The 23,864-nt window shown below is 62.5% G+C and carries 32 protein-coding genes, 3 tRNA genes and 1 pseudogene; 10 read left to right on the top strand and 26 right to left on the bottom strand.

All coding sequences use genetic code 11. The features are described from left to right. Window positions 1-32: 32 nt before the first annotated feature. Complete coding sequence (locus AUL36_RS11320) at window positions 33-785, bottom strand: competence/damage-inducible protein A (protein WP_062220590.1); 753 nt, start codon at window positions 783-785, stop codon at window positions 33-35. A gap of 195 nt (window positions 786-980) precedes the next feature. Between AUL36_RS11320 and wrbA the strand changes: the two genes are divergently transcribed. Continuing rightward, a complete protein-coding gene (wrbA, locus tag AUL36_RS11315; protein WP_062220609.1) occupies window positions 981-1,580 on the top strand; it encodes an NAD(P)H:quinone oxidoreductase in 600 nt (199 codons plus the stop codon). A gap of 63 nt (window positions 1,581-1,643) precedes the next feature. Here the strand turns inward: wrbA and AUL36_RS11310 are convergent, their stop codons facing one another. Beyond that, the gene (locus AUL36_RS11310; RefSeq protein WP_062220588.1) at window positions 1,644-1,826 is read right to left on the bottom strand and encodes a hypothetical protein; all 183 of its coding nucleotides are present in this window, start codon (window positions 1,824-1,826) and stop codon (window positions 1,644-1,646) included. Between the two features lie 252 nt (window positions 1,827-2,078). Further along, window positions 2,079-2,163, bottom strand: a tRNA-Leu gene (locus tag AUL36_RS11305). Window positions 2,164-2,397: 234 nt separating this feature from the next. Here AUL36_RS11305 and ade point away from each other — a divergent pair. Together ade and ilvA are read left to right on the top strand one after the other, a co-directional pair. Continuing rightward, window positions 2,398-4,182 carry an adenine deaminase gene (gene ade / locus AUL36_RS11300; protein ID WP_374700764.1) on the top strand — a complete coding sequence of 595 codons (1,785 nt, stop codon included), beginning with the start codon at window positions 2,398-2,400 and terminating at the stop codon, window positions 4,180-4,182. Between the two features lie 312 nt (window positions 4,183-4,494). Beyond that, window positions 4,495-5,748 (top strand): threonine ammonia-lyase IlvA, encoded by a 1,254-nt coding sequence (ilvA, locus tag AUL36_RS11295; RefSeq protein WP_062220581.1) that lies wholly within the window; start codon window positions 4,495-4,497, stop codon window positions 5,746-5,748. A gap of 39 nt (window positions 5,749-5,787) precedes the next feature. Here the strand turns inward: ilvA and AUL36_RS11290 are convergent, their stop codons facing one another. From AUL36_RS11290 to AUL36_RS11260, 7 genes are all read right to left on the bottom strand, one after another. After that, window positions 5,788-6,771, bottom strand: coding sequence for an alpha/beta hydrolase (locus tag AUL36_RS11290; RefSeq protein ID WP_244497106.1), 984 nt, complete (start codon window positions 6,769-6,771; stop codon window positions 5,788-5,790). 211 nt (window positions 6,772-6,982) lie between these two features. Next, entirely contained in the window at window positions 6,983-8,938 is a 1,956-nt protein-coding gene (locus AUL36_RS11285) for a bifunctional 2',3'-cyclic-nucleotide 2'-phosphodiesterase/3'-nucleotidase (RefSeq protein ID WP_062220577.1), read from the bottom strand. Between the two features lie 50 nt (window positions 8,939-8,988). Continuing rightward, entirely contained in the window at window positions 8,989-9,510 is a 522-nt protein-coding gene (locus AUL36_RS11280) for a GNAT family N-acetyltransferase (RefSeq protein ID WP_058602363.1), read from the bottom strand. A 17-nt stretch (window positions 9,511-9,527) separates the two neighbouring features. Beyond that, window positions 9,528-10,379, bottom strand: coding sequence for a 3-mercaptopyruvate sulfurtransferase (gene sseA / locus AUL36_RS11275; protein ID WP_062220568.1), 852 nt, complete (start codon window positions 10,377-10,379; stop codon window positions 9,528-9,530). A 69-nt stretch (window positions 10,380-10,448) separates the two neighbouring features. Then, window positions 10,449-11,192 carry an alanyl-tRNA editing protein gene (locus AUL36_RS11270; RefSeq protein ID WP_062220566.1) on the bottom strand — a complete coding sequence of 248 codons (744 nt, stop codon included), beginning with the start codon at window positions 11,190-11,192 and terminating at the stop codon, window positions 10,449-10,451. Continuing rightward, on the bottom strand, window positions 11,189-12,232 hold the full coding sequence (locus AUL36_RS11265) for a cysteine synthase A (protein ID WP_062220564.1): 1,044 nt from the start codon (window positions 12,230-12,232) through the stop codon (window positions 11,189-11,191). The genes AUL36_RS11270 and AUL36_RS11265 overlap by 4 nt, the downstream gene beginning before the upstream one ends. A 282-nt stretch (window positions 12,233-12,514) precedes the next feature. Next, window positions 12,515-12,589: transfer RNA gene (locus tag AUL36_RS11260), tRNA-Asn, on the bottom strand. A gap of 230 nt (window positions 12,590-12,819) precedes the next feature. Here AUL36_RS11260 and AUL36_RS11255 point away from each other — a divergent pair. Then, window positions 12,820-13,071: pseudogene (locus tag AUL36_RS11255) on the top strand (hypothetical protein); the annotation flags it as partial. Between the two features lie 173 nt (window positions 13,072-13,244). Continuing rightward, window positions 13,245-13,318, top strand: a tRNA-Cys gene (locus tag AUL36_RS11250). A gap of 275 nt (window positions 13,319-13,593) precedes the next feature. On the opposite strand, the gene AUL36_RS23770 is transcribed toward AUL36_RS11250, so the two are convergent. Continuing rightward, window positions 13,594-13,788, bottom strand: coding sequence for a hypothetical protein (locus tag AUL36_RS23770; RefSeq protein ID WP_156418348.1), 195 nt, complete (start codon window positions 13,786-13,788; stop codon window positions 13,594-13,596). Between the two features lie 18 nt (window positions 13,789-13,806). On the opposite strand from AUL36_RS23770, the gene AUL36_RS11245 reads away from it, so the two are divergent. Genes AUL36_RS11245 through AUL36_RS23760 form a run of 3 tightly spaced genes read left to right on the top strand, consistent with a single transcriptional unit; the run spans window position 13,807 to window position 15,450 of the window. Then, window positions 13,807-14,316, top strand: a complete 510-nt coding sequence (locus AUL36_RS11245; protein WP_156418347.1) for a hypothetical protein — start codon at window positions 13,807-13,809, stop codon at window positions 14,314-14,316. Between the two features lie 2 nt (window positions 14,317-14,318). Then, window positions 14,319-14,921: a hypothetical protein gene (locus tag AUL36_RS23765; protein ID WP_156418346.1), complete on the top strand. Its 603-nt coding sequence runs from the start codon at window positions 14,319-14,321 to the stop codon at window positions 14,919-14,921. After that, on the top strand, window positions 14,905-15,450 hold the full coding sequence (locus AUL36_RS23760; RefSeq protein ID WP_156418345.1) for a hypothetical protein: 546 nt from the start codon (window positions 14,905-14,907) through the stop codon (window positions 15,448-15,450). The genes AUL36_RS23765 and AUL36_RS23760 overlap by 17 nt, the downstream gene beginning before the upstream one ends. A gap of 26 nt (window positions 15,451-15,476) precedes the next feature. Here AUL36_RS23760 and AUL36_RS11235 read toward each other — a convergent pair whose 3' ends face one another. The 14 genes from AUL36_RS11235 to AUL36_RS11175 form a co-directional block, all read right to left on the bottom strand. Then, complete coding sequence (locus tag AUL36_RS11235) at window positions 15,477-16,610, bottom strand: tyrosine-type recombinase/integrase (protein WP_062220552.1); 1,134 nt, start codon at window positions 16,608-16,610, stop codon at window positions 15,477-15,479. Next, the gene (locus tag AUL36_RS11230; RefSeq protein ID WP_062220549.1) at window positions 16,607-16,861 is read right to left on the bottom strand and encodes a helix-turn-helix transcriptional regulator; all 255 of its coding nucleotides are present in this window, start codon (window positions 16,859-16,861) and stop codon (window positions 16,607-16,609) included. The genes AUL36_RS11235 and AUL36_RS11230 overlap by 4 nt, the downstream gene beginning before the upstream one ends. After that, window positions 16,858-17,490, bottom strand: coding sequence for a hypothetical protein (locus AUL36_RS11225; RefSeq protein WP_156418344.1), 633 nt, complete (start codon window positions 17,488-17,490; stop codon window positions 16,858-16,860). Before AUL36_RS11225 ends, AUL36_RS11230 begins: the two co-directional genes overlap by 4 nt. Window positions 17,491-17,614: 124 nt before the next feature. Further along, complete coding sequence (locus AUL36_RS24925) at window positions 17,615-18,091, bottom strand: DUF2312 domain-containing protein (protein WP_082655769.1); 477 nt, start codon at window positions 18,089-18,091, stop codon at window positions 17,615-17,617. Window positions 18,092-18,103: 12 nt separating this feature from the next. Beyond that, window positions 18,104-18,781, bottom strand: coding sequence for a hypothetical protein (locus AUL36_RS24400; RefSeq protein ID WP_062220545.1), 678 nt, complete (start codon window positions 18,779-18,781; stop codon window positions 18,104-18,106). Then, window positions 18,778-19,548 (bottom strand): hypothetical protein, encoded by a 771-nt coding sequence (locus tag AUL36_RS11210; RefSeq protein ID WP_062220543.1) that lies wholly within the window; start codon window positions 19,546-19,548, stop codon window positions 18,778-18,780. The genes AUL36_RS24400 and AUL36_RS11210 overlap by 4 nt, the downstream gene beginning before the upstream one ends. Next, window positions 19,548-19,829 (bottom strand): hypothetical protein, encoded by a 282-nt coding sequence (locus AUL36_RS11205; protein ID WP_062220540.1) that lies wholly within the window; start codon window positions 19,827-19,829, stop codon window positions 19,548-19,550. The genes AUL36_RS11210 and AUL36_RS11205 overlap by 1 nt, the downstream gene beginning before the upstream one ends. Further along, the gene (locus AUL36_RS11200) at window positions 19,823-20,023 is read right to left on the bottom strand and encodes a hypothetical protein (RefSeq protein ID WP_062220538.1); all 201 of its coding nucleotides are present in this window, start codon (window positions 20,021-20,023) and stop codon (window positions 19,823-19,825) included. Before AUL36_RS11200 ends, AUL36_RS11205 begins: the two co-directional genes overlap by 7 nt. Beyond that, complete coding sequence (locus AUL36_RS11195) at window positions 20,023-20,289, bottom strand: hypothetical protein (RefSeq protein WP_062220536.1); 267 nt, start codon at window positions 20,287-20,289, stop codon at window positions 20,023-20,025. Before AUL36_RS11195 ends, AUL36_RS11200 begins: the two co-directional genes overlap by 1 nt. Continuing rightward, complete coding sequence (locus AUL36_RS11190) at window positions 20,286-20,591, bottom strand: hypothetical protein (RefSeq protein WP_062220534.1); 306 nt, start codon at window positions 20,589-20,591, stop codon at window positions 20,286-20,288. Before AUL36_RS11190 ends, AUL36_RS11195 begins: the two co-directional genes overlap by 4 nt. Continuing rightward, complete coding sequence (locus AUL36_RS11185; protein ID WP_062220533.1) at window positions 20,588-20,785, bottom strand: hypothetical protein; 198 nt, start codon at window positions 20,783-20,785, stop codon at window positions 20,588-20,590. Before AUL36_RS11185 ends, AUL36_RS11190 begins: the two co-directional genes overlap by 4 nt. After that, window positions 20,785-21,111, bottom strand: coding sequence for a hypothetical protein (locus tag AUL36_RS11180; protein WP_156418343.1), 327 nt, complete (start codon window positions 21,109-21,111; stop codon window positions 20,785-20,787). The genes AUL36_RS11185 and AUL36_RS11180 overlap by 1 nt, the downstream gene beginning before the upstream one ends. Beyond that, entirely contained in the window at window positions 21,111-21,263 is a 153-nt protein-coding gene (locus AUL36_RS23750; protein WP_156418342.1) for a hypothetical protein, read from the bottom strand. The genes AUL36_RS11180 and AUL36_RS23750 overlap by 1 nt, the downstream gene beginning before the upstream one ends. Before the next feature lie 540 nt (window positions 21,264-21,803). Next, window positions 21,804-22,541: a LexA family transcriptional regulator gene (locus tag AUL36_RS11175; protein ID WP_374700766.1), complete on the bottom strand. Its 738-nt coding sequence runs from the start codon at window positions 22,539-22,541 to the stop codon at window positions 21,804-21,806. A gap of 42 nt (window positions 22,542-22,583) precedes the next feature. Between AUL36_RS11175 and AUL36_RS24985 the strand changes: the two genes are divergently transcribed. Next, window positions 22,584-22,949, top strand: coding sequence for a carph-isopro domain-containing protein (locus AUL36_RS24985; protein ID WP_374700763.1), 366 nt, complete (start codon window positions 22,584-22,586; stop codon window positions 22,947-22,949). Between the two features lie 26 nt (window positions 22,950-22,975). On the opposite strand, the gene AUL36_RS11170 is transcribed toward AUL36_RS24985, so the two are convergent. Continuing rightward, window positions 22,976-23,236 (bottom strand): hypothetical protein, encoded by a 261-nt coding sequence (locus AUL36_RS11170; RefSeq protein WP_156418341.1) that lies wholly within the window; start codon window positions 23,234-23,236, stop codon window positions 22,976-22,978. Between the two features lie 98 nt (window positions 23,237-23,334). On the opposite strand from AUL36_RS11170, the gene AUL36_RS11165 reads away from it, so the two are divergent. After that, window positions 23,335-23,805, top strand: coding sequence for a hypothetical protein (locus AUL36_RS11165; RefSeq protein ID WP_156418340.1), 471 nt, complete (start codon window positions 23,335-23,337; stop codon window positions 23,803-23,805). The last annotated feature ends 59 nt before the right edge of the window (window positions 23,806-23,864 follow it).

Below are 23,864 nucleotides of genomic sequence, written 5' to 3'. Positions count from 1 at the left end.
TCGCATCGTTTCGGGCAAGTCTTCGGCCCGCTTCAGCTTTTCGCCGCCATTTCGGCGACCATCGCTTCCACCGCCTCGCGCGCGCCGGCCAGCGCCTGCGCGTCGCGCGAGCGGATAACGAGTTCGGTCGAATAGCGCTGCCCGTCGAAGCGCGGATAGGAGCCGATGGCGACGGCGGGATGCTGCTTCTGGATCTGCGAGAGCGGGCCGCCGATGTCACCTTCGCCGAAAGGGCAGGCGACGGAGGCGCTTTCCATCATCGGGCCGCCGGGCAGGGTGGGCAGGACATTGTCCAGCATGGCCACGAAGATGGACGGCACGCCGGCCATGACGAACACATTGCCGATCTGAAAGCCCGGCGCAACCGAAACCGGATTGTCGATCAGCGATGCGCCCTCGGGCGTTCGGGCCATGCGCATCCGCGCCTCCGTGAAGGGGAGCTCGCGCGCGGCGTAGTGCCGCGCCAGCCGGTCCATGGCTTCGGGATGCTGGATCAAGGGCAGAGCGAAGGCTTTTGCGACGGCTTCCGCCGTGATGTCGTCATGGGTCGGGCCGATGCCGCCGGAGGTAAAGACCTGATCGTAACGGTCGCGTAGCGCGTTCAGCGCTTCGATGATCGCGCTCTCGTCGTCCGCGACGATGCGCACTTCCTTCAGATCAATGCCGGTGAGCGTCAGAACGCCGGCGAGATGAGCGATGTTGCGATCCTTGGTGCGGCCGGACAGGAGTTCGTCCCCGATCGCCAGCATGGCAGCCGTGGGGGCGGGCTGAAGAGCCTCAGTCATTTCGATCGATCCTTCGATTCGCCTGTCGCGCGACAGGGGCCGGCAGTCGCATGAAGATAAAGCGACGGCGGCAGGTGCCAACAGGAAGACAGAGCGTCAATGGATCGTGGCTCGCTTTACCGCGCGAATGGCGCTCTATCTTGCCCTCGGCATGGCGCGGGTAGGCCGCGTCAGATTTGAGCGACAGGGATGACGATGGCGAAGGTTCTCGTGCTGTATTATTCGAGCTATGGCCATATCGAGACCATGGCGAAGGCCGTGGCCGAAGGCGCGCGCGAAGCGGGTGCGGAAGTGGACATCAAGCGCGTGCCCGAGACCGCGCCGGCCGAAGTGGTCCAGGCCGCCGGTTTCAAGACCAACCATGATTTCCCTGAGGCGCAGCCGGAAGAGCTCGCCAACTACGACGCGATCATCGTGGGTGTGCCGACCCGCTATGGCAACATGGCCTCGCAGATGGCCGCCTTCTGGGATCGCACCGGCGGCCTCTGGTTCCAGGGCAAGCTGATCGGCAAGGTCGGCGGCGTGTTCGCCTCCTCGGCCACCCAGCATGGCGGCAACGAAGCGACGATCCTGTCTGTCCACAAGACCCTCCTGCATCATGGTCTCGTGATCGTCGGCTTGCCCTATTCCTTCCAGGGCCAGATGGCCTCGGATCAGATCGTCGGCGGCACGCCCTACGGCGCGACGACGATCGCCAATGGCGATGGCTCGCGTCAGCCCAGCGCGATCGAACTCGACGGCGCGAAGTTCCAAGGCAAGCATATCGCGGAAATCGCGGCCAAGCTCACCGCCTGATGGCTCATGGCGCGGTGGGGAGGAGCTCCGCCGCGCCATGCCTGTTGCGAACTGATCTGTTCTTTATTTGCAGGTGGCCGCGTCGGACGATCCGTCTCGCTCCAAGGCGACGCGAAGCGTATCCAGAGCGACATTGTCGCTGCGCAGGTGATCCAGCATTTCGTCCATACGGATGTCGTCGTGATCGAACGCAATCCAGTCGGCGTCCGGCGTGGAGGAAAGTGGGAAAAGTCTTGCCTGCATCATAAGGTGTTCCCCCTGGAAGCAACCTTCAACCGCTACCGGCATCACAGCACAGCGCATAAACCTTAACAAGCGCCCCAAACCTGCGCTTATTGGCGCACGACTCGAGGATCAAATAGTCTGATAAATTGCTAAGTTGCTGCGATTGATGCTGAAATTTCGCTCGATAGATGATCAGATGACATTCACCCACCGCACGGCATAGTTAAAAATTGCTAAGCTGAGCCGCGAGAAGCGATACGTCGCCTGATGAATTGGTACGGGCTGCGGGACTCGAACCCGCACGAACAAAGTTCGAGGGATTTTAAGTCCCTTGCGTCTACCATTTCGCCAAGCCCGCGCACCCCACAAGTGGGGATTTGAAGCCGCGTCAGCGGGTCTCGTTCAAGACGCCGCAGCGCATCCGCTCTTTGCTTGATAGCCTCCTCGCTTCGGTTCCTCAATCCCTGTTTTCGCCCTTCCGATCATCTGTCCCCGAGCCGTGGCGCGACCCCACGCTTCGACTCGATGGCATGGATTTTCGGACGTTGGGCCGATACGAAGAGACGAAATGGCCGAGCCGAATGGAAATCCGATGAACGCTTTCGAAGACGTCGCCCCGAAGCTCGTGGATGTCGCGATGGGCCGCCGGCCGGCCGATCTCGTTGTGCGCGGCGGGCGCTGGGTGAATGTCCATTCCGGCGAGATCATTCCGGAGACTGATTTCGCGGTCGTGGAAGGTCGCTTCGCCTATTGCGGCCCGGACGCCTCCCACTGCATTGGCGAGGGAACCGAGATCGTGGAAGCGAACGGGCGCTATGTCGTGCCTGGCCTGTGCGACGCGCATATGCATGTCGAAAGCGGCATGGTGACGGTGACGGAGTTCTGCCGCGCAGTCATCCCGCATGGCACGACCTCCATGTTCATCGACCCGCATGAGATCGCCAACGTTCTGGGGCTCGCCGGCGTTCGGCTCATGCATGATGAGGCGGTGGAGCAACCCGTCAATGTCTGGGTGCAGATGCCCTCCTGCGTGCCGTCGGCACCGGGGCTTGAAGAAGCCGGCGCGAGCGTGACGCCGGACGACGTGGCGCAGGCCATGGCATGGCCCAATATGATCGGCCTTGGCGAGGTCATGAACTTTCCCGGCGTAATCGCCAACGATCCGACCATGGTCGGCGCCATCGCGGCAACGCGGCGTGCGGGCAGGACGGTCGGCGGCCATTACGCCTCGCCCGATCTCGGTCGGTCCTTCCATGCCTATGTCGCCGGCGGCCCGCAGGACGACCATGAGGGCACCCGCATGGAGGATGCGATCGCGCGCGTGCGCCAAGGCATGAAGGCCATGCTGCGCCTGGGATCTGCCTGGTACGACGTGGCCGAACAGATCCGGGCCGTCACGGAACAGGGGATCGACTCCCGGCACGTCATTCTCTGCACGGACGACTGCCATTCGGGAACGCTGGTTCATGACGGCCACATGAATCGCGTCGTGCGCCATGCCATCGCGCAGGGACTGAAGCCCATCACCGCGATTCAGATGGCCACCATCAACACCGCCGAGCATTTCGGCCTCGAGCGCGAGATCGGCTCCGTCACCCCCGGCCGCCGCGCGGATTTCCTGCTCGTGTCCCATCTGGCGGAGCTCAAGATCGACGCCGTCTTCGCGCGCGGCCGGAAGCTCGCTGAAAACGGGCGGCTCGTGGCGGACATCCCCGCCTATCCCTATCCGGGCAGCGCCATCGGAACGGTGAAGCTTGGTCGCCGCCTGAAGGCGGAGGACTTCCTGCTTGCCGCGCCTGAGGGACGCAACGAGGTGACGGCGAGGGTGATCGGCGTCGTGGAAAACCAGGCGCCGACGCGAGCCCTGACGGCGACCTTGCCGGTTGTAGATGGCGCGGTGCCCGGCGACGAGGCCCAGGACATCTGCCGTATCGCGCTGGTCGAACGCCATCGCGCGACAGGCGAGGTGGTGAACGCGTTCGTCTCCGGCTTCGGCTATCGTGGCCGCTGTGCCATGGCCTCCACGGTCGCCCATGACAGCCACCACATGATCGTCGTCGGCACGGATGGCGAGTGCATGGCCAAGGCCGCCAATCGGCTGGGCGAAGTCGGGGGCGGCGTGATCTTCTTTGCCGATGGCGAAGAAAAGGCGTTGATCGAGATGCCTGTGGCCGGTCTCATGTCGGTGGAGCGGGCGGAGATCGTCGCAGAAAAGGCGGACGGTCTGATCGCCGCCATGCGCGCGGCCGGCTGCGAGTTGAACAACGCCTATATGCAGCATTCGCTCTTGGCGCTCGTCGTCATTCCGGCCCTGCGCATTTCCGACAAGGGGTTGGTGGACGTGACGCGCTTCGAAATTGTGGATGTGTTCGTCTGATCTCCCGCACCGGCGCGGCTTTACAAATGCCGCGCCATGGACGAAGAGCAAAGCCGATCGAAACGGGAAGCGAAGGGAGACGTGCGATGACGCCAAGAACATCGATCGGCGGGATCGTCTCCCTGATTATCGGCGCCGGCGCCCTCTAGGTTCGCCGCCGCTGCGTGGCAGCGATCAGCGCAGAGCGCGTCCGGCTTGCGCCGCCCGTCCGATGACGGCCCGCCGCATCCGAGCCTATCAGGGCCTCGAGGCCCGCTTCCGGGCGGCACGAACATTTTCGTACCGTCCCGCCCTCCGACGAAGATTCGTTTCATGAACCAGTCTGACTTTCACGCCCGCGTCGCGCAGGCGGAAGACTCCCTACGCGCGCTCTTCCCCGAGACGCCGCTGCAGCTCAACGAGCATCTTTCGAACATCTATGGCGCGCGCATCTATCTGAAGCGCGAGGATCTGACGCCGGTGCGCTCCTACAAGATCCGGGGCGCTTTCAACTTCATGCGCAAGCGCTTGGCGCAGGGGGGGGCTGCGGCGCGATTCACCTGCGCTTCGGCTGGCAATCACGCGCAGGGCTTCGCCTTCGCTTGCCGACACTTCGGGGTCGAAGGGCGCGTGTATATGCCCGTGACGACACCGCAGCAGAAGATCGACAAGACGCGAACCTTCGGCAACGGCGCGGTCGAGATCGAACTCGTCGGCGACTTTTTCGACGATTGCTACACGGCGGCCCGCGCTTACGCGGCCTCCGGCCAAGCCGAAATGGTGCCGCCCTTCGATCATGCCGATATCGTAGAAGGCCAGGCGACGGTCGCGCTAGAAGTCTTGCGCCAGCTCGGCGACGAAGCGCTGGATATGCTCGTCCTGCCGGTCGGCGGCGGCGGCCTCGCTTCGGGCATGGCACTCTATTTCGAAGGTCAGCGCAAGCCCGCCTTCCGCCTCGTGGAGCCGCTCGGAGCGCCAAGCCTGCGCACGAGCCTTCAGGAGAAGCGCCGCGTGCGTCTGCCGCAGATGGAAGGCTTCGTGGACGGCGCGGCGGTGGCCGAGATCGGCGCCTTGCCCTTCGAAATCCTCAGCCGCTTCTCGCCGGAGCAGGTGGTGCTGGCCCCGGAGGGGCGGCTTTGCCGCACCATGCTGGAAATGCTGAATGTCGAGGGCATCGTGTTGGAGCCCGCCGGCGCGCTGGCGATCGACGCGCTGCGCACGCTCGGACCCGAGGTGAAGGGCAAGACGGTCGTGCTGGTCGTCTCGGGCGGCAATTTCGATTTCGAGCGCCTGCCGGATGTGAAAGAGCGCGCACTGCGCTTCGAGGGCCGCAAGAAATATTTCATCCTGCGCCTGGCCCAGCGCCCCGGTGCGCTTCGCGACTTCCTGGCCCTGCTGGGACCGGACGACGATATCGCTCGCTTCGAATATCTGAAGAAGAGCACGCGTGAGTTCGGCTCGATCCTGCTTGGCATCGAAACGCGCGAGCCCGGCAATTTCGATATCCTGCTGCGTCGCTTTGCCGACGAAGGCATCCGCTATCAGGACATCACCGAAAACCAGATCATGTCCGATCTGTTGATCTGACGATGCGAGCGGGCGGCCTTCGAGCCGCCCGTCTTCGTTTCAGCGCGCCGGCAGCGCTTCGATCCATTGGGCGATCTGGTCTGCCAGCCGTGCGGTCGTCGCAGGCGAGACGATGTCGCCAGCTAAGAGATGGTGCTCGGGATCGCCATCGTCGGTCACGTTGATCTCCTCATGCGGCGCGCCCCAATGGCCCGCGATCTCTGCCGTTTTCTCCGGGTTCACCAGAACATCGTTGGGCGAGGTGATGAACAAGGCCGGGACGTGGATTGCGGACATATCGAGGCCGCGCACGACCTCGACCAGACGTGCCATGGGTAGAAGCGCGCTGGTGGGATAGCTCACCGTCCAATTGGCGGTGAAGGCGTCGTTGAGCGGCGTATAGGAATAGGTCTCGTCCTCGAGATAGGGCAGTAGCTTGCGCGCGAAGGGCAACGTCAGAGCGAAGCTGCGCCAGTTCTGCAGCCCATAATTCGGCGAGAGGGCGACGAGGCCCGCCATATCCTGCGACAGGTCCGGGCGGCTGGCGGCCAGCGTTGCCAGGGTCGCGCCGGTCGAGGAGCCGATCACCACGACCCGCTCGCCGATGCGCCGGCCGATCGCCATGGCTTCCGCCATATCATCGACCCAATCCCCGACGGTCGCTTCGCCCATGGCCGCGCCGTTGCGGCCGTGGCCCGACAGGCGCGTGTAGAAGAGGTTTGCGCCGATCTTCTTGGCCACATCGTCCACAAGGGGGCGGAGCTCACCCTTGGCGGCGGAAAAGCCATGAACATAGACCAAGGCGATCGGAGTCTTAGCTTTTGAAAGCGGGTAGGCCCAGACGATCTCCTTCTCCGCATTCGAACGAAGGTTCGGGACGTCGGCTTCCGTTCGAGCGAGATAGCTTGCGGGATCATCGCCGATCGCGGCCGCGCTGAATTGCGGCTCCAGCCTTGCAGGCTCGCGCGGGCCGAAAACCCAGAGACCCGCGAGAATCAGAACGATCGGGATGAGAACGAGCAAGGTGCGGCGCAAGATCAGCAAGTGAGCATCCTATGGCGCGCAGGGCCGCGCGAGCGAGCGGTGCGACGAAGGCAATTGGAATGCCGGGCCAGACTTTGGCCACGGCTCTCCAACAGGCTCTAAAAGACCAAGACGATCTTTTGAAGCCGGGACTTCAACCACAACTGCCAGGATCGTCGCTCGCTTGCCAAGAAAATCCCGCCGCCGCCGTCTCGCCTCGGCGGGAAGGGCATCAGAGCGGCAAGCGATAACGCGCGTATCCATCGTCCGTGCGGCCGGCATCCTGAAGTTTCAGATCGGCGACGTCGTTGAGATGCGCGGCAGAGGCAGGACCTGTGCTGAACAGAACGGAGGTGCCGGCCGCCGGCTCGAAGCGCCAGTTGCGATCGGCTGTCGGGTTGATCGTCTTCTGTTCGATGATGTAGCGAATCAGCACGTCGCGATTGGCGTCCGGCGCGATGAAGACGATCTTGTCCGGCCCGATTCCGGGGAATTTGCCACCGCCACCCGCGCGGTAATTGTTCGTCACCACGACGAACTCGGCCTGTAGGTCGATCGGCTTGCCGTCGAAGGCAAGGTCCACGATGCGGGAACTATTCGCGTTGACGAGCTTGCCATCCTTGTCGAAGCGGGCCGGCTTGGTCACGTCGATCCGATAGGACACACCGTCGATCACGTCGTAATTATAGGACGGGAAGCCGTCGGCGATCAGTTCCTGGTCGGCCTTGCCGGGTTCGACCTGCCGGAAGATGCCGGCCGACATGTCGAGCCAGTCCCGCACGCCGGCGCCGGTGATCCGCACGGCCTGAACGGTGTTGGGATAGAGATAGAGATCGGCGACGTTGCGGATCGCGATCGGGCCGGCCGGAATGTCGGTGTAATAATCCGGCCCAGAACGACCGCCCGACTTGAAAGGCGCGGCCGCCGACAGAAGGGGGAGGTCCTTCAGCTCGGTCTGCGCCAGGATTTCCTTCATGTACCAGAGCTGGGCTTGGTTCACGATCTGCACGGACGGATCATCCGCCACCAGCGCGAAATAGGAATGGAGCGGCGCGCTCGTCTCGCCGACCGGGCGGCGGACATAGGTCAGCGTCGCCTCATGCTCGGCCCGCGCGGCATCGAGAACGGCGGCCTTCGATTCCACCAGCGCCTTCGGCTTGCGATCGACCCGCTCATAGATCGGGCGCAGTTCGGAACTGGTCTCGGCGATTTTCCAGCGATCGCCGGCGCGTTCCAATCGAAGATCGATCACGCCGAGATCGGAGCCCCAGAAGCCAGCCATAACGGCGGGCTTGCCGGCCAGCGTGCCCTTCTCCGCATCCGCGCCATCGATGGCTTTGAAATCCTCGCCGGGAAAGCGCAGATGCTGGTGGCCGCAGAAAAGGGCGTCGATCCCTTCCACCGAGGCGAGCTGCAGCGCGGCGTTCTCCAGCCCGGCGTCGTCAGCCGAGCCGGAGGCGATGCCGGAATGGCAAAGCGCCAAGATGAGATCGACCTTCTCGGCGCGGAGCTTGGGCACGAGATCGCGCGCCGCTTCCACGATCCCGCGCGTGGTGGCGCGATCCTTGAGGTTCTGCGCGTCCCAGACGCTGATCTGCGGCGGCAGGAAGCCGATCACCCCGATGCGGATCGGATGGCGCGTGCCGTCGCCGAGTTCGAGCTGGCGATCCAGCACGATGTACGGACGAACGAGCGGCTCGCCCGACGCTTTCAGCACGTTGGCGCTGACGACAGGAAAGTTCGCTTTGGCGAGCGTATGGTCGAGAAAGTCGAGGCCGTAATTGAATTCGTGGTTGCCGAGCGTGCCGGCATCATAGTTCAGCGTGTTCATGGCCGCGACGACCGGATGCATGTCGCCTGCCTTCATGCCGCGCTCGAAGGCGATGTAATCGCCCATCGGGTTGCCTTGCAGAAAGTCGCCATTGTCGAACAGCAGCGAATTGCGCGCCTCGGCCCGGATGCGATCGATATGGGCTGCCGTGCGCGCCAGCCCGACGGTCGGCGTCTCCTTGTCGGCGTAATAGTCGTAGGGGAAAACGTTGACGTGGAGATCGGTCGTTTCCATCAGGCGCAGATGAGCCTGATTGGCCTCGGCCCGCGCGCTCCAGGGATGCATGAGGACACCGGCCGCGACCGCGCCGCCGGCGGCCAGGAAATGTCTGCGGTTGAGCTTGGCGTCGGCGGTCATGGCATGTCCTTTCGAACGCGGACCCAAGCTCCGAGCGCCGGGCCGCTTCATCAATCGTCGTAGGCCGGCGTCGAAACCTCGCGGGTCGACAGCGGACGGAACCCCATCTTGCGGTAGAGCGGAAGCGCTGCCGGGTGATCCAGCGTGTTCGTTTCCACCGTCAGCGCGCTCGGCTGCTCCTCGAAGGCGGTGGTGATGGCCTGAGACAGGAGGTGGCGTGCAAGACCTTGCCCTCGGAATTCGGGCAGAATTCCGAAATGAACGAGTCGCGTGTCGCGCGGCGCGCGGCCGACATCCAGTTCGAACCATCCGGCCGGAACGCCGTCGCAGTAGAGGATGCGCAATCGTACATTCTGCGCATGAATTTCGCGTGACAGGCTGGCGTCGGGCAGCCGGCGCGAGGTCCAGTGATAGGGCTTGCCCACCGCTTCGTAGAGATAGCGGTAATAGCCGAGCGGAATCTGGCGAACCTTCAAAAGCACATAGTCGCGCCCGTTCTGAGGGGCGGGCACGGGCCGTTCGGGCAGCTGGTGCATGACGAGCTGCGTGACGGTGGTGGTGAGAAGGCGCATGATTCGGGGTCAGTCTTTCATCGAGCGGGGCCGGTCTCGACCGGCGTGTCGTCGCGGGAGCCCCATTCGGTCCAGGAGCCGTCGTAGAGTCGTACAGTGTGATTGTGGAGCGAGGCGAGCGCGAAATTGATGGCTGCGGCCGTCACGCCCGATCCGCAGGAGGTCACGACAGGCTGGGAGGGATCGATGCCGGCTTCAGCGAACACGGTGCGCAACGCGTCCAGGCTCTTGAGGCGGCCGTTCTCAACCAAATGCCCGATGGGCACGGAGCGCGCACCCGGCATGTGCCCGCTGCGGACGCCTTGGCGCGGCTCGGGCGCTTCGGCCCGGAAGCGTTCCGGCGAGCGCGCGTCGGCGATCTGGTGTGCGCCGCTATCCACGATGCGCTTCATCTCATCCAGAAACACGACCGCGTTCGTGTCGAGCTTGGCCTGGAACGAAGCGGGCCGCGGGGAGGCCGGGCCGGTTTCCAGGCGATAGCCGGCTTCCGTCCAGGCTGGCAGGCCGCCATCCAGCAGCCGCACATCCCGAGCGCCGAAGGTTCGCAGCAACCACCAGACCCGCGGCGCGGAAAAGAAGCCGAGTCCGTCATAGACGACGACCGTATCGGTCTCGCGAATCCCCAACCCGCCGACCGCCTGAGCGAAGAAGGCTTCGTCCGGCAGCGTGTGGGGCAGGGGCGACGATGTGTCGGCGATCTCGTCCTGATCGAAGAACACCGCTCCGGGAATATGGCCGGCCTCGAACTCAGGCCGCGCCAATCTCTTCTGCGCCGGCAGATACCAGGACGCATCCATGATCGAGAGACCGTCACGGCCGATATGGCGTTCGAGTTCAGATGCGCTGATCAAGAAGGGATTGTCGCTCACCGGAGCCTCGTTGCCGACTGTTCGGCCGCCAACATAGAGAGAGCGGCCGCTGGACGGAAGAGCGAAGCGTTAGGAGAGGGACGCCTCGCCGAAGCGCACACGAAAGCGGCGGTTTGTCTTGCCCTTCTTCTCGATCTTGGCGATGTGAATGTCTCCGATTTCTTGCGTTTCGGACACATGCGTTCCACCGCAGGGCTGGGAATCCACCTCGCCCTCGGCTCCGATGACGACGAGCCGCACTCTGCCCGAGCCACGCGGCGGGCGCACATGGGCAGATTTCACCAGAGATGGGTTGGCGTCGAGTTCGGCATCCGTGATCCAGCGGATGGAAACCGGATGATTGGTCCGCACCAAATCCATGAGTTGGCGCGTCACCTCCGTCTTGTCGGTGTCGGCCTCCGGTAGATCGAAATCGATTCGGCCTTCGTCCTCGCCGACCGCCGCGCCCGTCACCGGATAGGGACAGACGACGGTGAGGAGGTGCAGCGCCGTGTGCATTCGCATCAAGCGATAACGCCTCGCCCAATCCACGTGCAGGATCAGCGTTTCGCCGGGCTCGGGCGGCGGTGAGGTCTCGTCCAGCACCAGGAGGATCGCCGAGCGATCTTCCTTGTAGCGGGTATCCACCACAAGCAGCTGCGTCCCGTCCGCCCGCTCGATGAAGCCGCGATCTCCCGGCTGTCCTCCGCCCGCGGGAAAGAAGTTCGAGCGATCGAAGACCAGACCGGCTGTGCCTTCGATCCGAAGCAGACGCGCCTCCATGGTCGAGAGATAGCTGTCCTCGCTATAGACGGCGTCGGTTTCCCCGCTCATGCGTCAACCCGTGCAAACGGGATGTCGAACTCCGGCTGCCGCTCTAGCCATGCGGGAAGAGGCAGGTTCTTCGAGCGCAGGAAACTCGGATTGAAGAGCTTGGACTGGTAGCGATTGCCGTAGTCGCATAGGATCGTCACGATCGTATGGCCGGGGCCCATTTCGCGCGCCATGCGGATGGCCCCCGCGATGTTGATGCCCGATGAGCCGCCGAGGCACAGGCCTTCGTCACCGATCAGATCGAACAGGATCGGCAAAGCCTCTTCATCGGGAATTTGATAGGCGAAGTCGGGCTCGAACCCGTCGAGATTGGCCGTGACACGACCTTGCCCGATGCCTTCGGTGATCGAGCTGCCTTCCGAATGGAATTCGCCCGTCGTGTAATAGCTATAGAGGGCTGCTCCCAAGGGATCGGCAATGCCGATCTTGATATGGCTGGAATGGCGCTTCAGCCCCATGGCGGTGCCCGCCAGCGTGCCCCCGGTTCCTACGGCGCAAATGAAGCCATCGACCTGACCGCCGGTCTGGTGCCAGATTTCCTCGGCGGTGGTGACCACATGCCCCTCGCGGTTGGCGAGGTTGTCGAACTGGTTGGCCCAGATCGCACCGTTCGAATGGGTCTTGGCCAGCTGCTCAGCCAAGCGGCCGGACAGCTTCACGTAGTTGTTGGGGTTCTTGTAGGGGACGGCCGGAACTTCGATCAGCTCCGCGCCCATCAGGCGGAGCGCGTCCTTCTTTTCCTGCGCCTGCGTCTCGGGAATGACGATGACGGTCTTGTAGCCGAGCGCGTCCGCTACGAGCGACAAGCCGATGCCCGTATTGCCCGCCGTGCCCTCGACGATGATGCCGCCCGGCTGAAGCAGGCCCCGCGCTTCGGCGTCGCGAATGATGAAGAGCCCGGCGCGATCCTTCACGGATTGACCGGGGTTCAGGAATTCCGCCTTCCCGTAAATCTCGCAGCCCGTGAGTTCACTGGCTTTGGCGAGGCGGATCAACGGCGTGTTGCCGATGGCGTCGATCACGGAGTTGAATCTGGACATGGCGGCTCCGAATCGAGTGCATTGATGAACAGGAGCCTAGGGTGGCGGCAGGGGGGCGGCAAGGATGCGGCATCCCCCGAAGGCCCAACCGTTGGAAGCTTGATCTCGTATCGGACCCATCGGCGCAACGCTGATTTCGTTGGAAGCACGCTCGGTGTCGCCTACTCAAGCGATGATCGGAAGCGGAAGAACGCTGTCTCCGCGGATGCACACGCAAGCATTCTTCGCGAAACGTCGCACGTCGCGAGCTGGCTATTATGAGGAGTATAGGAGAATTTCTTGTGGCTCCCCGGGCCGGATTCGAACCAGCGACCGATCGATTAACAGTCGATTGCTCTACCACTGAGCTACCGGGGAATGGCTCGCATCTGCTGCGAACGATAAGCCCTATACATCGAGTCGTTTTGATTTGGAAAGAGGGCTGGTACCCGTCGCGGCTGTTTTTTCGATCTGCCCTTCTTTCGGCACCGTCATGGTGAAGATGCTTTCTCCTACGCGTCAGCCCTTGTCTCGACCGCCTCTGGAGAAGCGGCGATCATGATCCTATGTCGATCAAGGCAGACGCTGTTTCGAAGGGTATCAGGTGCATGAGCGTTGATCCGCCGCGCAAGCGCGAATTCTTCAAGCTTCGCGGCAATCGAATCGAGATTTTCGGTCGGTCAATCCGCTTGCCGGCCAATCGGTTCGCACGCATGGGCCTGGGCATCGCCTTCATGATCGGCGGCGTCTTCAGTTTCCTTCCCATTCTGGGGCTCTGGATGCTGCCGCTGGGGCTGGTGATTCTGTCGGTCGACATGCCCTTCGTGCGACGGTTTCGGCGTCGAAGCGAGGTGAAGTGGGGGCGTTATCGTCGGCCCAAATACATGGCCGCCGCCACGGGTGAGGAGAGCAGAGGCTGGTATCGCTGGGTCCGGCTGCCGTCCTTTGGCCGGCGATAAGACGCATAAATGCGAATGTCGTATGACAGGGCTTGCGCAAGTGCGGATCGCCCGGTAGGTAGCCATCCCACAGGGGCCTCGTGGCGGAGTGGTTACGCAGAGGACTGCAAATCCTTGCACGCCGGTTCGATTCCGGCCGAGGCCTCCACTGCCACACGTCAGACCTGATTTTGCAACGCTTTTCCTCTCCGAGGATCGTGTTTTTCGGGTCTCATTCGGTGGGTGTGGCAATGTCCGGTTCCATTGTCCCGGATAAGCGATATGATTCCAAACAGAATCCTCAACGCCTCTATGCGATAAGAGATATGATCCGTAGACACGCTACAGGATCGAACTTACATGACGGCGTAATGGCGCATATCGCATAGGGAATTGATCGGCATGGCTTTCTGGCGCGCCCAATCGATACAGTTTGTATGGTTCTCAGCGTTGGCAGGTGCCGTTGACGCGGACAGCCTTTACCGGACGATTTGGGGTCTCGATCCAGAAACTACGCAACGAAACCGAATTCCTTCCCCTCAAAATCCGTTCATAATGACGTGTGCGGGAGAGGTAGACGGGTACGCTGGGGTTGTTCAGACGCAGCCGGGTCGGGTCGATCTTTTCCTTGCTGTTCATGATACCGAAGAGTCTCTCATGGGCGACGTCGAGTTGCTCGATTTGAAGAGCGCCCTGACCCACATAGGTGAGCGTATTTTGGCATCACGCTTCGCCGTTTCAGAGACTATCAGGCAAGCCGTCGTTCTCAACTTGGCGGAGCCTGTTGAAAGCTATCAAGCGGCTGCTGAGGCGATTTACGAAATGACGGGTCTTAATCCAGGCTTCCCAGATGCAACCGATCTTGGTGTCCGAATTGGTCGTAGGTTGGTGCTCAAGTCGCTCCCTGTTCACTCGATGAATCGCGTACTCGCGTTTGGTGTTGGAGGGTATCAAACCCTTCGAGTGGATGGGGTATTCCCGCATACGAGCCCAACGCCGATGACTGATGTTACCTATCTCGCGACGCTCAATGTGGACCTTAATACGGTTCCGACTGGCGCAGTTTTTGATGAAAACGATCAGCGAAAGGTATGGATTGACCTTCTGCAAGAGGCAAGCAATGTTGCTACCTCAGGTTCAATCTCGAGCCTTTCGGATAGAGTTTGATCATGCGGCAACGTATGCCTAACAGCTTCATGAAAAGATACATGGTGACGCCGCCTAGTAGCATTTCGCAGGCTGGTGGTGCTGTGAATACGTCAAAGTCATTCCTGCCGGTTGCGAATAAAGCTTCGCGAGAAGACGAGCATGGAATTGGTAAGCAAACAATGCATTATGTTCGCAGTAGGCTTGATGACGCTATCAGGCCAAATAGCGAACGAGGCATAAAGTACTCGGCGTTGTACGAAGCCATTCGGCGCATGGCCGATTTGCCGCCAGGCAATGAATTCCATATCGACCGCGCTTCTGCGGAGAAGGCTGAGCAGCTTCTCGCAGTCCTGCATGGCAATTTTAACTTGCCGGCTCCAAAATTATTTCCTCAGGACGGCGACTCCGTGGTCCTGACTTGGAGTGTCGGCGACTTCAAGCGGCTTCTTACGGTTGCTGGTAGTGAAATTGATCTAATGGATTATAATAAAAAGACCAATGTGCGTTGTGACCATGAGCTGGAATTTAACGATTCTAATGACCTGCGAGCTTGGCTGATCGCGCTTGCTGGTGCGCCTGCCGTTTCGTCGAACGGCACGAGCGCCAATGCAGCCGAAAGATGATCTTTGCAGAGCGGCTCTTTATCCCAGATTTGTCAAGGCTGGGGTCTTCGATGATGAGGCTCTTTGGTCACTGAGTTCGATAAAAAACGAAATCCATTACGCAATATCCGTGGCGTCTCGCTTCGGTTTGCGTGATGATCAGGGGGTCCATAGATATGGTCTTAACGCAGCCCGAACAGCAAATGAAGGCTTCGAAGCGCGAAGTGGCAGGAAGCCTGATGTTGAGCAGGAAGTCTTTTATCTAGGCTTTTATGTAATTCATGCTGATGTAATCGATAGTTTGCCTCTGCATTATTTTTCGGCTTCAATTAAATATGCTCCTGAGCATGGGGAACGTGAGCATTTTCAGATAGAGATCTACCTATCAGATAAAAATAGTTCGACACGACAAAGGAAAAAAGACCGAGTTGCACTGCGTGTTGGATTGGCCGCTAAAATGCGTGGCCCAAAGGTTTATACATCTGACGAAATAGCAGAAAGACCAGATTGGCTGTCCGACATACACTTGCCGTTCAAAGCTGACCTATAACTTGCAATCTTGAGTATCTGATCTGATCAGCTGTCCTCCGCGCCGTGCGTCAAAAGGCGCTCGCCGATCCCGTCCCAATTGATTCGGTGGACCGCTTGCCGGGCGAGCTTGGCGCGGTCGGCGCGAGCGGTATAGATGCGCGAAGTCTTCGCGTCGCGCCAACCGAACATGGCCTCCAGCATCCTATCCGTCGCCTCGTTCTCGGCTTGATTCGTCGCGAGGCCCTTGCGGACAGAATGAGCGGTGCAATGCGGCAAGCCGGCCTGCGTGAACCAATCGCTGATTCGGTTGCCGAGCCCCTTGATCGAATAGGGCTTGCCCCATTCCGTCGCCATGTAGGTCGATACCTCGGCCGGGTGCCAAGACAACACCTCTTCCAAAATCGGATGGATCGGCACCACGATCTCGGTCGGCGTCTTGTTGCGGTTCTTGAAGAGCTTGAGGCGAAGGGTGTCCTTCAGTCGGTGCTTCGGCCCGATCTGGGCGAGATCGGAGACGCGAAAACCCGTGTACATCAGGAGCGTAATGGCAAGCGCGGCCTTGCTGCGGGTGCCGTGGTGCTGAATGTACTGACCGATCTCGGCGTCCGTGATGGTGTGGTGCCCGTCCGATTTCTGACGGAAGCTTTTCACGAGCTTGGCGACGTTGGCCGTGATGGGCTTGCCGTTCTCCTTCGTCTCGAACACCTGCCTGAGCACCTTCAAGCGCTCGTCGGCCGCGAATGGCGTCTCCTTCTTGCGATCCCGCAGCACTTCGACGTTGCCCTGATCCAGATGGCCGATCGGCATGTCGGCAAAGGCCCGGTTCGATGCCTTGTTCGTCGGGTCCACCGGCTCGGTCCACATGCTTTCGATGATGCTGCGCCGCTTGCTCTGCGTCGTGATGTCGAGGGCTTTGAACTCGGCCGACTCCATGTAGCGCAGGCAAAGCCAGCGGAAGGAGCGCGGGATCACTGGGCTGGATAAAGACCAGGGTTGATCCGTCGGCTCGGCCTCCCGCACGATCTGCCGACGCGCCGCCCAATATTCCGTCATGAACTCTTCGCTGCCGAGTTCGTCGGGGAGGCGGCAAATGCGCTTCCCCGCGAATCGGAAGTAGTAGCGCATCTTCCCGTGGCGAGTAGCGTTGCGCTCGATATAGGGCAGGTCGATTTCGGTCACGCGCGGGCTCGCCAGTCATCGCCGGCAGCGGCCGGGCGGTTGGGCTCTGCGGCTGCGTCGGTCGGCCATTCTGTCAGATAGGCGCTGATCTCGGCCGTCAGCCAGATTTTGCGCGTGTGCCAGCGCCGGGGCGGCGGCAGGCGACCCTCCTTCACGAGCTGGTCCACCGTGTTGACGCTTACGCCAAGGGACATCGCGACTTCGGTGCGGTTGAGGCCGAGGCGGGGAATGTTCGATTGGGTGTCCTTCACGATCCGTCACCTACAGTGTTTCGAGCGGCTGTGAAGCGAATGGCGCGGGCGGCAAGACGGTGATTGTCACAGACGCGATGCGCCGCGCGATATTCCCAATTCTCGGAACCGCAATTGAGCGACCCCATCGCCCTTTCCGCTTCACGGTCATGCCACTTGGCGGCCTTTTCGGCGTCGTCTTCGCCGATTGCTGCCGTTGCCGCCGCCTTGGCTTCTGCAATCTGCGCTTCCAGCTCGGCGATGCGCCGGTCTTTTGCGTCGTCCGCGTTGAGGGCGTTGGCGATGTCGTGCGCAGCCTTGGCGGGGTCGCTGACATATTGCGTGACGACCAAGGCGGAGAAGGTGAGGGTGTAGGTGGTCGTGCCGTCCTCGTTCTTGCGTCCGCCGGGCATTGGATCGTAACGGATGATGTGGCCCGAAAGGCGGTCGTCGTCCGAGAAATTCCAGTTCTCTTCGGCTGTCCAATGCTCGGCCATGATCAGTCTTTCTGCGCGGCTGGGGCGCGGCTCCAGGTGGGTGGGGATGGCGTCCAGCGGCCTTGGGCCTCGGCGCATCTGAGGCAAAGCCGGATGCCGCCGGCTTTGGGGAAATGAAGGGTGGCGGATTTCCCGCAGCGGCAGCGATCCCAAGAGGGGGTGCCGAAGACGGCGCGGGGCTCGGGCGGCGTTTGCTCGTCCGGTTGGGCCGAGTTGGGCGCGGGGGGCGGGGTGCGGCCGGGTCGGCCGCCGTGCTTGCCGTTGCCGAAGAGGTCCGTCATATCGGCTGGTCATTTGACTGGAACAGAAGCTCTTCGGATCGCGCTTCGCCGTCCTCATCGCGCCACATGCGGATTTTCAGACCGCCGCCGACCAGATGAATTTCGCCATTGGTCGGGACTAGCTGGAGAAGCGCGGCGACCACGCTTTCGCGCGCGGCGGTGTCCACGTTCATGGTGCCGACCGCCTTGAACAAAGGCAGTTCCTTCGCCATGCCGATGGCGTGGCGATAGACATCATCGATTGCCTCCATTTCCTCGCGCTCGTTCGGCTTCATGGCGCGTTCTGTGAGCCGGCGGCGAATGGCTTTCGTGTCGAACCCCATGGCCTTGGCCTCGGCGAAGATCGAAGCCTCGTCCTCGGCGCAGACCTTCTTTTCCTCGCGCGTCCGCTCGATGCGTTCGATCAGGCCGATGAGCTGGGGGCCGGGCGCGCTGTTGTGCCCGGTGCCGGCGGTCTTCTTCTTTTTCGCCATGGGTTCCTCGGGTTAGGGCTGTGCGGGATCGGCGGCGGCGATGGCGGGGCAGAGGCGGCGAAGGGCGTCGATGAAGACGGCGCGGGCTTCGCGCTCGGGGAGCGGGCGAATGCGGCCGGTGCTGACGGGTAGGCGCTCGGCCGCTTCGATGTCGGCGTCCCACGAGCGCGCGCCGGGGTGCATGAGGTCGTCCCGCTCGGTACGCAGGGCGCGCAGGCCGATCGCCTTGACGGCCTCGCGGTGCTCCATGTGCCTTTCGAGCGACAGCCCGGCGGCGCGGAAGATTTCCGTGTCGATCCCGCCTTTGATGCGCTCGCGGGAGGCGAGGAAATTCCGGGCGCGCCGGGGGCCGATGACGTGAGCCGTGTAGGGATCGATGTCGTCGGCGATCTGGCGCGCCACGGCGGCGACCATCGGGCGCGGGGTGTCGCCCGTGTAGGCGACATGGGCGCTGTCGAGAAGGCAATAGGCGGCCAACTCCCGATCGCCGGTCTCGTCCTCGGCCGCTTCGGCGCACAAGACGCTGTGCTGGGCGACCGAATAGAATTCGATCGTGTGGCCGGCAAAGCGCGGGATGCGCGCGAGGGCCGTCGCGATCTCGCCGGTGAGCATGGCCGGCGTGACGTGGGGCTCGCGCAAGGTGAAGGGCGCGCCTGAAAGCGTCTGCATCCAAGGTTCGGGGGCCTTCATGCGGCCACCTCGTCGGCGAGCTGGCGGAAGGTGAAGAAGCCATCCTCGCGCTTGATGAGTGCGAAGGGCGTTTCGTCCGACCAGTGCCACGCTTCGACTTCGACCGGCTCCGGTCCTTCCAGAGGGCCGCAGACCTCGGCGAAGTTGAGCGCAAGATCGTCCAGAGAGGTCGCGTAGGTGTCGCCGTCGCTTTTCTCACAATAGCCGTTCAGGTTCAGGGCGGCGGGGTCGATCAGGTCGGGATCGGCTGGCTTCCATGTTCCGTCCGGCGCAACCTCGATCTTGATCGTGCCAAAATCGAAAAAGGCGTTGAACCTTATGGTGTGTCCGAGCGTGACGGCTTTGCGCCCTGTTCGGTCGCCCTCGTCTTCGTTCGGTCCTGCGATCTCGACCGACCGGCCCCAGCGAAGAGCGATCCAGTCGTCCGGCGTCTTGCGCGGTGGCGGTGATACCTCGTCTGCCATGTAGGACGGGAGCCATCCGGTGGGCTCGCCGCGCGGCCAATCCTTGCGCGCCGCGACCATGGCGCGCGACAGGAGCCTGTCGGGCAGATGCGACAGGGTGCGACGGGCGCGGATGCGGTAGGTATCGTGCGCCGCGTGGTTGATTGGGTCGCTCCAGCTCGTGCGCGAACCAATGAAGGTCGCGCTGTCCCCGCATAGGCTGCAAGCCTCGTCGTTCTCGTCCTCATCGGCTTCGAAGATCGCGATGGCGACGGCTTCCACAGTGGCGTCATCGCACGGGTTCGGGATGCTCATGCTTGCCATCAGACCCGGCGCTCCTGTGCGGCGTTGGCGAGGGTGCGGGCGTCTTCGCCGTAGAGGGTGAGGGCTTCGCGCGTCCAGCCGCGCGCGATCAGGTCTTCGGCCTCGACGCTCTCTTTCAGGGCGGCGATATCGCGCATGTCGTCCGCCATCTTGCGGCGCACGGCCTCGGGTGTGTCGGCGGGGCCGGACAGCGACAGGCGGCCGGGCTGGGTGAGGCGCGGGGTATCGTGCGCGGCCTTGAATTCGGCGGCACGGGCGATGATGTCGGCGGCGTTCAGCATGAGGGCTTTCCGTTCAGTTCGCGCCGCGTCAGTCGGGGCGCGCGGTGGCAGGGATCGACCGTCTCGCGGTCCAGTTTGATCTTGCGGATGGGGCGGCCGAGCCCTTGGGCCTTGGCGCGCGCCTCGCCGGGCGAGCGCGCGTTGAACAGGAGGGCGTCGGCGGCTCCCGCGAAAAAGACGCGGAAGTCGGGCATCAGTCGGCGTGGATCGGCGGGAAGTCTTCCGGGTCCAGCCGCTCGTGCGGCTCCAGCGCGGCTTCCGCGCCGGCGCGGGTGAGAAGGAAGACGCGGCCGGACAGGCCGACCTTCTCGACGGTCGCGAGCCCGGCTTCGACCATCTCCATCCAAGGCGCGAAGGCCAGCGCGTTGGGGTGGACGGCTGTATAGTTGCGGCTGGAGCGGGCGAGGCTGTTGGGCAGGCCGAGGGCGCGGCGCGCGAGGGCGCGTTGTTCGGGCGTCATGGCTCTGCCCCGGTCTGCGCGTCGTTTGACGGCTCTTCGGGGTTCTCCTCCATGTCCTCGAACATCTTCTGTCCGACGACGCAGACGCGTTCGATGAAGTGCGCGGTGCTCTGGGATAGGTCTTTCCAGCTTTCCGCCCGCGCGCTGAGTTCCGTCGCGGCCAAAAGGGCGATCGTTGCACCGCAAACCGCAGGCGAACGTCCGTCCAGGCGGTCCAAGAATTCGCGGACCAAGCCCAGCACTTCCGGCCAGCGCGGATCGTCGTTCGCCTTGATCGTCTCGGTGTTGAGGGTCTGGCTCATCGGCTCGTCTCCGCGATCATCAGGACGCCGCGCGGGGCGGGCGTGGTGCTGCCGATGGCGTAGACGCCGATCGCGCCGACCATGCCGGCGACGGCGACGAATTCGGCCGTGGTGCGCAGGATGCGGCCGAGGGGCAGGACATGGCTGGTAAAACGCGCGATCTCGCGCAGCTCGGCGGTCAGGGCTGCGCGCATCAGAGGCCACCCCGCAGGTAGGTGGCGATCAGGATCGCGACGATCGGGGAGACGGCGACACAGCCGATGGCGACGGCGGCGAGGATCGCCTTGCGGTCGGTCTCGTCGGCCTCTTCGCGCTCGCGGCGATCCATCTCGCCGGGCTCGGCGTAAGCGGGCGTGAAGTCGGGGGAGGCGTTGAGGGCGGCCATGGCTTCGGCCGCGCCCGCATTCTCGTCATGCTCTCGCCGGGCTTCCGACAGGGAGCGGCGCGCTTCGGCGACGCGGCGGGCATGGCGCGCCATGGGGGTTGCGAACTGGTCGTTCGCCGGGGATGGCGCGCGCATCAGAAGGCGGCCCGAATGGCGTAGGCGGCCAGAAGCCCGAAAACGAGCGCGGCCGCGCCGACGATTGACATGAGGAACTGATCGTCGGCGGCGGAAACGGGGGTGCCGTCCAGGTCGTCGTGACGGTCAGGGGAGGCGGGATGCTGGTGCACGTCTGGCTCCATCCATGTGGGGATGGCGCTAACCTACACTCAACATGAAACGTGTCAACATGATATGTGTTTATATGTTGACGGGCCGTGTTGGTCACTACAATGCGCGTCGGCTTGATATGCTCGGGAGAGGGGTCAGTCGCATACGATCGGGTGTAAAGCGCCTGACGTTTTCCACAGTGCACGTGACCGTTGTGGAAATGCCGCCTTCGGTCATGGACTCTGACGTTGGCCCCTGTGAGATTGAGAACGAAATGAGAACATGAGGCTAGGAAGTGAACGAGATTGCGTGTGATCTTAGCGATGTGCGCCCGGTTTCTGATTTGAGCAGCATCGCTGTCACGTGCGCTGGGTGTAGTCGGTCCCGCATCGTCTTCCCGAATGAAGCCAGCGAATTCCAGCCGCCTCACATGAAGGCGGTAGATTACATGCTGGCGCTATCGTGTACGCAATGTCGTGCGCAAGGTGCCGAAGGTAAGCGGTTGCGTCTCCTGCCGCGTTGGTCAACGCAGGAAAGCCGCGAGTCGCGTCAGCGTATGACTACGCTATTCCAGACGCGACGATCTTATGGACTGCGAAAACCTTACTACGGTCGAACTTAATACGGCGCTTGTCGATTGGTGGCGCGTCGTCATTGATGTCTTCGCGATCCTGATATTGTTCAAGTATCAGCTCGCGCGAGTTCATTGAAACGAAGCGCTTAACATATCCGGAGAGGTCGTCTCCTTCGAATGATCCAGCGATCTGAACGACGACATAATCGCCTCGGCTTACTGGCAAATGTGGATTAACGAATACGGCCTCGCCGGGGTGGTAGCGGGGCTCCATCGATGTCCCGTTCACGAATACGCCATAGGCGTTCGGAACTCCCACGAGATGCGGCGGGCATAGGGCATCGCCAACCTTGTTCCCGTTGAGCACGAACCTTCCGTCATCGCCTCCGATGGCTGTTCCTAGCATGGGTATGCGATCGGTCGGGTATGAAACGGGGACCGGCGATGACGCGTTCGGCCTTTCGATGCGCTCCGGCGAATTCTCCGGAGACGGGATTGATTGATCAGCCTCGGCAGAGGTGCGCATCTCCCCTTGATTTAGCAGAAGCCACGGCGCGCTCACGTTGAATTTGCGAGCGTAAGCCTCCGCTTGCGTCGGGTCGAAATCGTTCTGGCCGTTCTCATGTGCGGCATATGTGCTCGCCGGAATGCCAAGGGCTTTCGCTGCCTGCGCCTTTGAAGCGAAGCCAGCTTTCTCACGCGCCAATTTCAATCGTTCGTGCATCTCGCTCATGCCGACACGATACGCGGTTGATCGACATGAATAATGTTTGACAGTCAACACGTTCTGTGGGACCAAATCAACATGGAACGTGTTGCTGACATCATCGACGGGCTCGGCGGTAATGCTGCCGTATCGCGTGAACTCCGAATCAAGCCGTCCGCCGTTTCCGAAATGAAGCGGCGGAACTCTATTCCTCCGAAATACTGGCTCGGATTGATCCGTCTCAGTCAGTCCAGAGGTGGAGGTGCGCTCACGGCCGATAGACTGGTTGTAATTCACGCCCAGTTCGTTGCCGATGATTGCCATATCTCTTCCGCTCCAATGCTGGAGCAAGAGAATGGCGCGCATGGTGGCGTTCGTCACGTAACCGTGAGCGATCGCGATTTACCTGCGGCGGGTTGCCGCTGATGTGCGCGCTTTTGCCGATGGCGGGTTCAGGTTTCCAGCCGCTGGATGATGTCGCTCATACAGGCGATGACCTCGCGCCTGATGCGGAGGGCCTGCGTCCAAGCTTCCATGTCGCCTCGTTCCAGGGCGGCGTCCGCCTCCTGGCTCCAGTGCCAATCCGCGTCGGCCGCGAAATAGCGCGCCGTTGTCTGCGCGCACTCGTGGCGATTGAAGCTCTCTGCGAGCGTTTGTTTCAGGAGCCATTCGAGCGCGACCATTCTGCTGGTCAGACTTCCTATGCTTTCCATGCGATTCGCTCTTGTTTCCGTTCCAAGGTGAGCGTGAGCGGGTCGCAGAACGAAGTCCAGAACTTCAACCGTGGCGCGTTGCGCGCGGGGTGCCGCTGATGCGCCCGTCCACGCCGCAGATGCGCGCCGCGCTCAAGCTCGCCACGAAAGCCGCCATCGCGCGGGCGGGCGATGCGGCGGCGATCGTGCGCGAGGGGCTGGTTCGGATCGGCGAAACGGCGCTGTCCTTCGCGGGATCGCCGAAGGCTGAACACGCCGACCGCTTCGTGTCGCTCGATACCGCGCTCGATCTCGACTTCGTGGCCGGGGAACCGCACCACGCGCGCGCCTTGGCGCATCCGCAGGGCTACGAGCTGGTGCCGATGCGCCGGCCCAAGGGCATCGGTCCGATCCAGCACCGCGATATCAGAGATTTCAAGCAAGAGACGCACGAGCTGTTCGACGTGATGTTCGTCGCGCTGGAGGACGGCACGGCCTGCCGCGCCGACGCCGTGGCGATCCTGCGCGAGATCGACGGCGTGGAAGAGCAATGCCGGCTGTTGCGGGCGAAATGCGAGGGGCTTCTGTGATGGCTCGCCCCGCTTGTGCGACGGATCGGTTTGACGAGATCGCGCAAGCCGCGATCGAA

The organism is Aureimonas sp. D3 (assembly GCF_001463805.1).
In the GTDB taxonomy this organism is placed as follows: Bacteria; Pseudomonadota; Alphaproteobacteria; order Rhizobiales; family Rhizobiaceae; genus Aureimonas; species Aureimonas ureilytica_A.
The sequence above is the reverse complement of the archived record's forward strand: the minus strand, read 5'-3'. Positions and strand labels throughout refer to the sequence as shown.

Bases quoted from the DNA above. Each gene is read 5' to 3' on its own strand.
- ade (WP_374700764.1), top strand. From the start codon at position 2,398: ATGAACGCTTTCGAAGACGTCGCCCCGAAGCTCGTGGATGTCGCGATG.
- AUL36_RS24985 (WP_374700763.1), top strand. From the start codon at position 22,584: ATGTTTGACAGTCAACACGTTCTGTGGGACCAAATCAACATGGAACGT.
- AUL36_RS11165 (WP_156418340.1), top strand. From the start codon at position 23,335: ATGCGCCCGTCCACGCCGCAGATGCGCGCCGCGCTCAAGCTCGCCACG.
- AUL36_RS11190 (WP_062220534.1), bottom strand. From the start codon at position 20,591: ATGAGCCAGACCCTCAACACCGAGACGATCAAGGCGAACGACGATCCG.
- AUL36_RS11175 (WP_374700766.1), bottom strand. From the start codon at position 22,541: ATGCACGAACGATTGAAATTGGCGCGTGAGAAAGCTGGCTTCGCTTCA.
- AUL36_RS11205 (WP_062220540.1), bottom strand. From the start codon at position 19,829: ATGCTGAACGCCGCCGACATCATCGCCCGTGCCGCCGAATTCAAGGCC.
- AUL36_RS23770 (WP_156418348.1), bottom strand. From the start codon at position 13,788: ATGAACAGCAAGGAAAAGATCGACCCGACCCGGCTGCGTCTGAACAAC.
- AUL36_RS11310 (WP_062220588.1), bottom strand. From the start codon at position 1,826: ATGATGCAGGCAAGACTTTTCCCACTTTCCTCCACGCCGGACGCCGAC.
- AUL36_RS11180 (WP_156418343.1), bottom strand. From the start codon at position 21,111: ATGCGCGCGCCATCCCCGGCGAACGACCAGTTCGCAACCCCCATGGCG.
- AUL36_RS11245 (WP_156418347.1), top strand. From the start codon at position 13,807: ATGGGCGACGTCGAGTTGCTCGATTTGAAGAGCGCCCTGACCCACATA.
- AUL36_RS24925 (WP_082655769.1), bottom strand. From the start codon at position 18,091: ATGGCGAAAAAGAAGAAGACCGCCGGCACCGGGCACAACAGCGCGCCC.
- AUL36_RS23765 (WP_156418346.1), top strand. From the start codon at position 14,319: ATGCGGCAACGTATGCCTAACAGCTTCATGAAAAGATACATGGTGACG.
- AUL36_RS11210 (WP_062220543.1), bottom strand. From the start codon at position 19,548: ATGGCAAGCATGAGCATCCCGAACCCGTGCGATGACGCCACTGTGGAA.
- AUL36_RS11280 (WP_058602363.1), bottom strand. From the start codon at position 9,510: ATGCGCCTTCTCACCACCACCGTCACGCAGCTCGTCATGCACCAGCTG.
- AUL36_RS11270 (WP_062220566.1), bottom strand. From the start codon at position 11,192: ATGAGCGGGGAAACCGACGCCGTCTATAGCGAGGACAGCTATCTCTCG.
- AUL36_RS24400 (WP_062220545.1), bottom strand. From the start codon at position 18,781: ATGAAGGCCCCCGAACCTTGGATGCAGACGCTTTCAGGCGCGCCCTTC.
- AUL36_RS11170 (WP_156418341.1), bottom strand. From the start codon at position 23,236: ATGGAAAGCATAGGAAGTCTGACCAGCAGAATGGTCGCGCTCGAATGG.
- ilvA (WP_062220581.1), top strand. From the start codon at position 4,495: ATGAACCAGTCTGACTTTCACGCCCGCGTCGCGCAGGCGGAAGACTCC.
- AUL36_RS11285 (WP_062220577.1), bottom strand. From the start codon at position 8,938: ATGACCGCCGACGCCAAGCTCAACCGCAGACATTTCCTGGCCGCCGGC.
- AUL36_RS11200 (WP_062220538.1), bottom strand. From the start codon at position 20,023: ATGCCCGACTTCCGCGTCTTTTTCGCGGGAGCCGCCGACGCCCTCCTG.
- AUL36_RS11265 (WP_062220564.1), bottom strand. From the start codon at position 12,232: ATGTCCAGATTCAACTCCGTGATCGACGCCATCGGCAACACGCCGTTG.
- AUL36_RS23760 (WP_156418345.1), top strand. From the start codon at position 14,905: ATGCAGCCGAAAGATGATCTTTGCAGAGCGGCTCTTTATCCCAGATTT.
- AUL36_RS11195 (WP_062220536.1), bottom strand. From the start codon at position 20,289: ATGACGCCCGAACAACGCGCCCTCGCGCGCCGCGCCCTCGGCCTGCCC.
- wrbA (WP_062220609.1), top strand. From the start codon at position 981: ATGGCGAAGGTTCTCGTGCTGTATTATTCGAGCTATGGCCATATCGAG.
- AUL36_RS11320 (WP_062220590.1), bottom strand. From the start codon at position 785: ATGACTGAGGCTCTTCAGCCCGCCCCCACGGCTGCCATGCTGGCGATC.
- AUL36_RS11185 (WP_062220533.1), bottom strand. From the start codon at position 20,785: ATGCGCGCAGCCCTGACCGCCGAGCTGCGCGAGATCGCGCGTTTTACC.